Raw genomic sequence first — 5,075 nt, 5'->3', positions numbered from 1 at the left:
GCGCAGTCCCCAGCAAAGCCGTTCCCAAGCCCGCCGAGACGCTACCAGCCCGGACGCTCTCCACCTACCTGCTCAAGGTCGCACGCCTCGGCGGCTATCTCGCCCGCACCCACGACCCACCGCCCGGCAACATCGTCATCTGGCGCGGATGGTCCAGGCTCTCCGATCTCGTGCTCGGAGCCGAGTTGGTAAAGCGGAAATGTGGGTAATTGAAAGGGTCACGCCGCGCTTACGGCTCATCTCCGAGATCGACGCCTGGGAGCGAGCGCGCAACGCTTCCGGTACCCGCATCAACTGGATGTTCGACACTCAACGTGCGCGAGAGAAGCTAGGCGGTTCCTACCCGGTCACCGGCAAGCAGTCATGATGTCTGTGCGGAGGTACTATTCCCGATCTGCCGGAACGTAGGGGATCAAGCCTTTCTCGTAAGCGATCACCTGCACCTCGCGCGGCATGTAGCGCAGGTCGACCAGCATGCCGTTAACCTCGGCAATCCACACCAGCGGGTTGCGGTCGACGAAGCTCTGCAACATCCAGGTCGGGTCCATCGGGTTCGTGCGTAGCGCGTCCGAAATGACCTTGGCCTTGGCGCTGGCTGTGCTCTGGCCGACGCTGAAGGCGGCGCAGACCTCGGCCATGGTCATGTGGGGCTTGCTCGCCTTGTCCGACAGGAAGTTGAGCTGGCCCAGAACGTAGATAATGCTGCAGGCCCAGGTCCGCGGCTGCCCCGAGGCCAGGGGGCTCGGGCGCTTGCGGCAGAGGGCCGCGGCCATGGTGCGTGCGAGGTCGCGGTATTCCTCGTTCAGGTGGTCGCGGCAGAACGCGTCCGTGAGCGCAACCACGGCGTCGTAGGTCGCCTGCATGGTCTTTGGCACTGAAGTCGAACGGGGAGGCTTCATTACGAGAATCTTATGCTGGAACGGACCTCCCGGCCAAGGATGCCTCCTTGCCGGGCCATCGGTAGACATGGTGAGCCCACCGAATGTTGCCCTACAGTAAAATGCCGCCTTGGGCCGGAACCGGCTCCCCGCACGGAGCCGCATCAGCGAACAGACAGTCCGGGGTAACCTGCCCGGCAGCCGGTCAAAACCTCTGTGCAGAGGTACTAGGTTTGGCGCGTCTCATCGCCGAGTTCCCCTTCGACCGCGGCCAACAGGGCCGGCAGCTCGTCGACCACCGCCGGCCGCAGCCGGGGCAGCTCCAGGCTGAAATACTGGTGCGACACTAGGTCGCGCAGCCCGGCCCATCCGCGCCAGTCCACGCCGGGATGACGGCCGAGCAGCTCGGGTGGGAGCAGCTTCACCGCTTCGCCGATCTCGGCCAAGGCGTTCTTCAGAGCCCGATAGGTGCGGCGGTCCGTCTCAGCCAGCACGGCGAAGGCGGCTTCATCCAGCTCGCCCGCGAAGGCGAGCGCATCCTCGGCGGCGGCACGGATGTCCTCCAGCCGCTCGCGCGTGCCGCGCCGGCCCGACCTCACCACGCCCGCACGGCCTCGCGTTCAGCCGCCTCGCGCACTCCCGGGCGCAACGCCCCGCGCTCCACCAGGTCGGCTGGGGCACCCAGCAGATCCGACAACTCGGCGCGCAGCGACGACAGACCGACCAGCGAAAGCCGCGCCGCCGGGTCGAGGTCGGCGAGCAGATCGACGTCGCTGTCGGGGCGGGCGTCGCCGCGGGCGACAGAGCCGAACACGGCCAGCGAGGCGATGCCACGGGCCCGCAGGTTATCGCCATGGGCACGAAGTCGGCCGAGCACGGCCGCAAGGGTAGAGGGGTCCCCGCCTCCTGAGCCAGGAAGCGCTCAACAAGGGAGCCGACGAGCCCTTGCACCGTCTCGCCACGGGAGGCCGCCGCCGCCTTCAGCCGATCGCGCGTGGCGGAGGGCAGACGGACGGACAGGAAGGCAGCTGGGGTAGCAGATCCCGGCATCGACGTGGCACCAACTCCGCGCACATGTTCACAATATAAGGCTGATCCACAGTCCTATCCAGGATTCGCTCCACCGTAAGGAGGCCAAACGGTCGGACACTGTTGGCGAAGTCGGTGATCAGGTGGCAAGCGCGGCGAAGCGGGAGACGCGGGTGGGGGCGAGCGGCCTTCCGGCGAACCAGGTCGCCATGCGGTCGAGGTTGATGGCCGCCGCCGTAGCAAAGTGCTGCAGGCCCGTTTTGGACAGGCCACGATAGCGAGCCCGGCGCAGCCCAAAAGCGCGCACGGCCTGCGAGAGCGTACCCTCGATCCCCTGGCGCTGAGCATAGAGGTGCCGTCCCTCGGCCGTGCTTTCCCGTGCCCTGATCCCGGCGAGCACCTCGTGCTCGCGCCGGGGCAGCAGCGTGAGGACGCGGCCCTGGTAGCCCGAGGCGGAGCGGGTACAGCGGGCGCGCGAGGGACAGCCGCGGCAGTCGGCGGCGCGAAAATGGACGCTGACGTGATCACGTCGATCAGATCCTCCGGCATGCTGCGACCAGACGGCGCTCTCCTTGCCCTCAGGGCAGCGCGCCACCTGCCGGTCCCAATCCAAGGTGAACTTGGTCAGGTCGAAGCCTCCCTCGGTGAGGCTTTGCCAACTCAGCTCACGTCGCCCTGGCCCGACCAGATTGCGTATTCCGGTGATCCTGATCGGCTGTTCCAGCCGAAGGTGATCACCCAATCCGGTGATCATGATCACCTGCCGTGCGTTGGGGCTTGGCAGGGGGACGGGGCCGGGGAGCGGTACGGCCGACGGTTGTAGACTTCACTCGCCGGCGGCGTCGGTCAAGGCATCGTTGCTGGCTTGGCGCTTGCGCAGGCTGGCGCCCTTGAGTTCGATCCGGTGGGCCCGGTGGATGATGCGGTCCACGATGGCATCTCCGAGTGTCAAATCGCCCACGACGTCGTGCCAGCGGTTCGGAGGCACCTGGCTGGTGATCAGCAGGGAGCCGCGGTCGTAGCGGTCGTCGATGATCTCGAGCAGGTCCCGGCGCTGCTCGGCGCTCAGTGGCTCGGGTCCCCAGTCATCGATGATGAGCAGGCGGGTGCGCTCGATCGCCGCCAGCATCCTGGGCAGCCGTCCCTCGCCCCGGGCGGTCGCCAGATCGGCGAACAGCCGCGGAGCCCGCTTGTAGAGGACGGAGTAGCCCTCCCGGCAGGCCTTGTGGCCGAGCGCGCAGGCCAGCCACGACTTGCCGACCCCGGTTGGGCCCGTGATCACCACATGGCTGTGCTCGCGGATCCAGCCGCAACCGGCCAGGCGGAGGAACATCGCCCGGTCCAGGCCGCGCGGGGTGCGGAAATCCGTGTCCTCGATCACCGCCGCCTGACGCAGCCGGGCCTCGCGCAGCCTGCGGGTGAGGCGGCTGTTCTCCCGGCTGGTCGCCTCGCGGTCGACCAGCAGGCCCAGCCAGTCCTCGCGGGAGAGCGCCGCCGCCTCGGGGGCGCCGAGGAGCTCGGTGAAAGCCTGGGCCATGGCGTTGAGGCCGAGCCCGCGCAGGCGCTCGGCCGTGGGATGGATCAGCATCGGATCGCCTTTCAATGGTAGTAGCCGGGGCCGCGGATATTCTCGTGCAGCAGCATGGCCGGCTCGTCCGGCACGGCCCGCCGCTCCTGGCGGTTGTTGAGGATGGCCGCGACCGAGCTGTAGGAGCGCGTCCCCAAGGCGAGTGCCCGGGCGCAGGCGGCATCGACCCGCTCGGCGCCATGGCGTTTCACCAGGCCGAGAATGCCGATGCAGGAGCGGAACCCCTGCTCGGGATGCGGCCTGGAGCGCAGGATGACCTCGACCAGCGCCGCCGTGTCGTGCCCGATGGTGCCCGCCTCACGATGAATGCGCTCGTGGCTCCACTCCCGGTAGCGACGATGGGACCTGGGCATGTGCTCGGCCAGGGTGCTGGGCTGATGGCGGCGGGTGCTGCGGAGATGGCTGGCCACCCGCTGGCCACGGTGAAAGATCTCCACCGTCGCGGTGGTGATCCGCGCCTCCACCTCCTGGCGCACCAGGGAGTGCGGCACCGAGTAGAAGTGCCGCTCGACCTCCACATGGTAGTCGAGCCCCACCCGGCAGCGTTTCCAGGCCGCATATTCATAGGCGACCTCCGGCAAGGGCTGCAGCGCCGGCCGGTCCAGTTCCTCGAACAGCGCGCGCCGGGTCGTGCTCAGGGCGCGCATTGGCCGCTCATTGAGCTGCGCCACCAGCACCTGGATCGCCCCGTCGAGCTCGGCCAGGGAGAAAAACCTCTGGTTCCGCAGCCGGGCCAGAATCCATCGCTGCACCACCTGCACGCCGACCTCGGCCTTGGCCTTGTCGCGCGGCTTGTAGGGCCGTGCCGGCAGCACGGCCGTGCCGTAATGCGCCGCCATCTCGGCATAGGTTCGGTTCACCGCCGGCTCGTGGAAGCAGGCCCGGCTGATCCCGGCGCGCAGATTGTCGCTGACCAGCTGACGCGCGACACCGCCGAAATGCGCGAAAGCCCGCACATGGCAATCAATCCAGTCCGCCAGACCCTGGCTCCAGACCGCGCAGGCGAAGGTGTAGCTCGATGCCCCCAGCACGGCCACGAAGATCTCCGCCCGCCGTTCCTCCCCGCCCGCCCCCTCCAGCACCGCCATGGTGCTGCCGGCGAAATCGACAAAGATCCGCTCCCCGGCCGGGTGGATCTGCCGCAGCGTCGGTTTCAGCCGACCCGCCCAGGACCGGTACAGGTCGCAGAACCAGGAATAGCCGAACCCATCCGGCGCTCCCGCCCGGTATTCCTCCCACAGAAGCGACAGCGTCACGTTCGGACGCCGCAGTTCCCGGTGCACCCAGGCCCAGTCGGGCTGCGGCCGGTTCTCGACCGCGGCTCCGCTGGGGGCGGGAAACAGCAGCGCCTCCAGCCCCGCGTCGCTCAGCCCCTCCGGCAACGGCCAGGTCAGCCCGGCGCTGCGGGCCCGCCTCAGATAGGCGTGCACCACCCCCTGACTCAGCCCGAGGCTGCGAGCCATCACCCGCTGGGACAGGCCCTGGCCCCAGCCAAGCCGTAGAACATCTCGGATCTTGCGCATCGGCACTCTCTCGCCTGGCATCCCGCCCCCCTGCTCAGCACAGGGGCGAAACTACCG

5 protein-coding genes and 2 pseudogenes are annotated in these 5,075 nt (G+C 68.5%); 1 reads left to right on the top strand and 6 read right to left on the bottom strand.

All coding sequences use genetic code 11. The features are described 5' to 3' along the window. Positions 1-209: pseudogene (locus ACO1BU_RS35965) on the top strand (hypothetical protein); the annotation flags it as partial. A 174-nt stretch (positions 210-383) separates the two neighbouring features. Here ACO1BU_RS35965 and ACO1BU_RS35960 read toward each other — a convergent pair. The 6 genes and pseudogenes from ACO1BU_RS35960 to istA form a co-directional block, all read right to left on the bottom strand. Beyond that, on the bottom strand, positions 384-863 hold the full coding sequence (locus ACO1BU_RS35960) for a DUF6398 domain-containing protein (RefSeq protein ID WP_424140676.1): 480 nt from the start codon (positions 861-863) through the stop codon (positions 384-386). 242 nt (positions 864-1,105) lie between these two features. Next, positions 1,106-1,480 (bottom strand): HepT-like ribonuclease domain-containing protein, encoded by a 375-nt coding sequence (locus tag ACO1BU_RS35955; RefSeq protein ID WP_424140675.1) that lies wholly within the window; start codon positions 1,478-1,480, stop codon positions 1,106-1,108. Then, the gene (locus ACO1BU_RS35950; RefSeq protein ID WP_424140674.1) at positions 1,474-1,755 is read right to left on the bottom strand and encodes a nucleotidyltransferase family protein; all 282 of its coding nucleotides are present in this window, start codon (positions 1,753-1,755) and stop codon (positions 1,474-1,476) included. Before ACO1BU_RS35950 ends, ACO1BU_RS35955 begins: the two co-directional genes overlap by 7 nt. Before the next feature lie 291 nt (positions 1,756-2,046). Next, positions 2,047-2,598 (bottom strand): annotated as a pseudogene (locus tag ACO1BU_RS35945) (transposase); the annotation flags it as partial. Between the two features lie 135 nt (positions 2,599-2,733). Then, positions 2,734-3,495: an IS21-like element helper ATPase IstB gene (istB, locus tag ACO1BU_RS35940; protein WP_424140673.1), complete on the bottom strand. Its 762-nt coding sequence runs from the start codon at positions 3,493-3,495 to the stop codon at positions 2,734-2,736. A gap of 11 nt (positions 3,496-3,506) precedes the next feature. Continuing rightward, positions 3,507-5,039 carry an IS21 family transposase gene (istA, locus tag ACO1BU_RS35935; protein WP_424140672.1) on the bottom strand — a complete coding sequence of 511 codons (1,533 nt, stop codon included), beginning with the start codon at positions 5,037-5,039 and terminating at the stop codon, positions 3,507-3,509. Between the last annotated feature and the right edge of the window lie 36 nt (positions 5,040-5,075).

The organism is Roseomonas chloroacetimidivorans (assembly GCF_049629625.1).
Lineage (GTDB): Bacteria > Pseudomonadota > Alphaproteobacteria > Acetobacterales > Acetobacteraceae > Roseomonas > Roseomonas chloroacetimidivorans.
Note: the sequence above shows the minus strand (reverse complement) of the source record. Positions and strands in the feature narration are given on the sequence as shown.

Excerpts from the sequence above, each read along its gene's own strand:
- ACO1BU_RS35960 (WP_424140676.1), bottom strand. The coding sequence starts at position 863 with ATGCAGGCGACCTACGACGCCGTGGTTGCGCTCACGGACGCGTTCTGC.
- istB (WP_424140673.1), bottom strand. The coding sequence starts at position 3,495 with ATGCTGATCCATCCCACGGCCGAGCGCCTGCGCGGGCTCGGCCTCAAC.
- istA (WP_424140672.1), bottom strand. The coding sequence starts at position 5,039 with ATGCCAGGCGAGAGAGTGCCGATGCGCAAGATCCGAGATGTTCTACGG.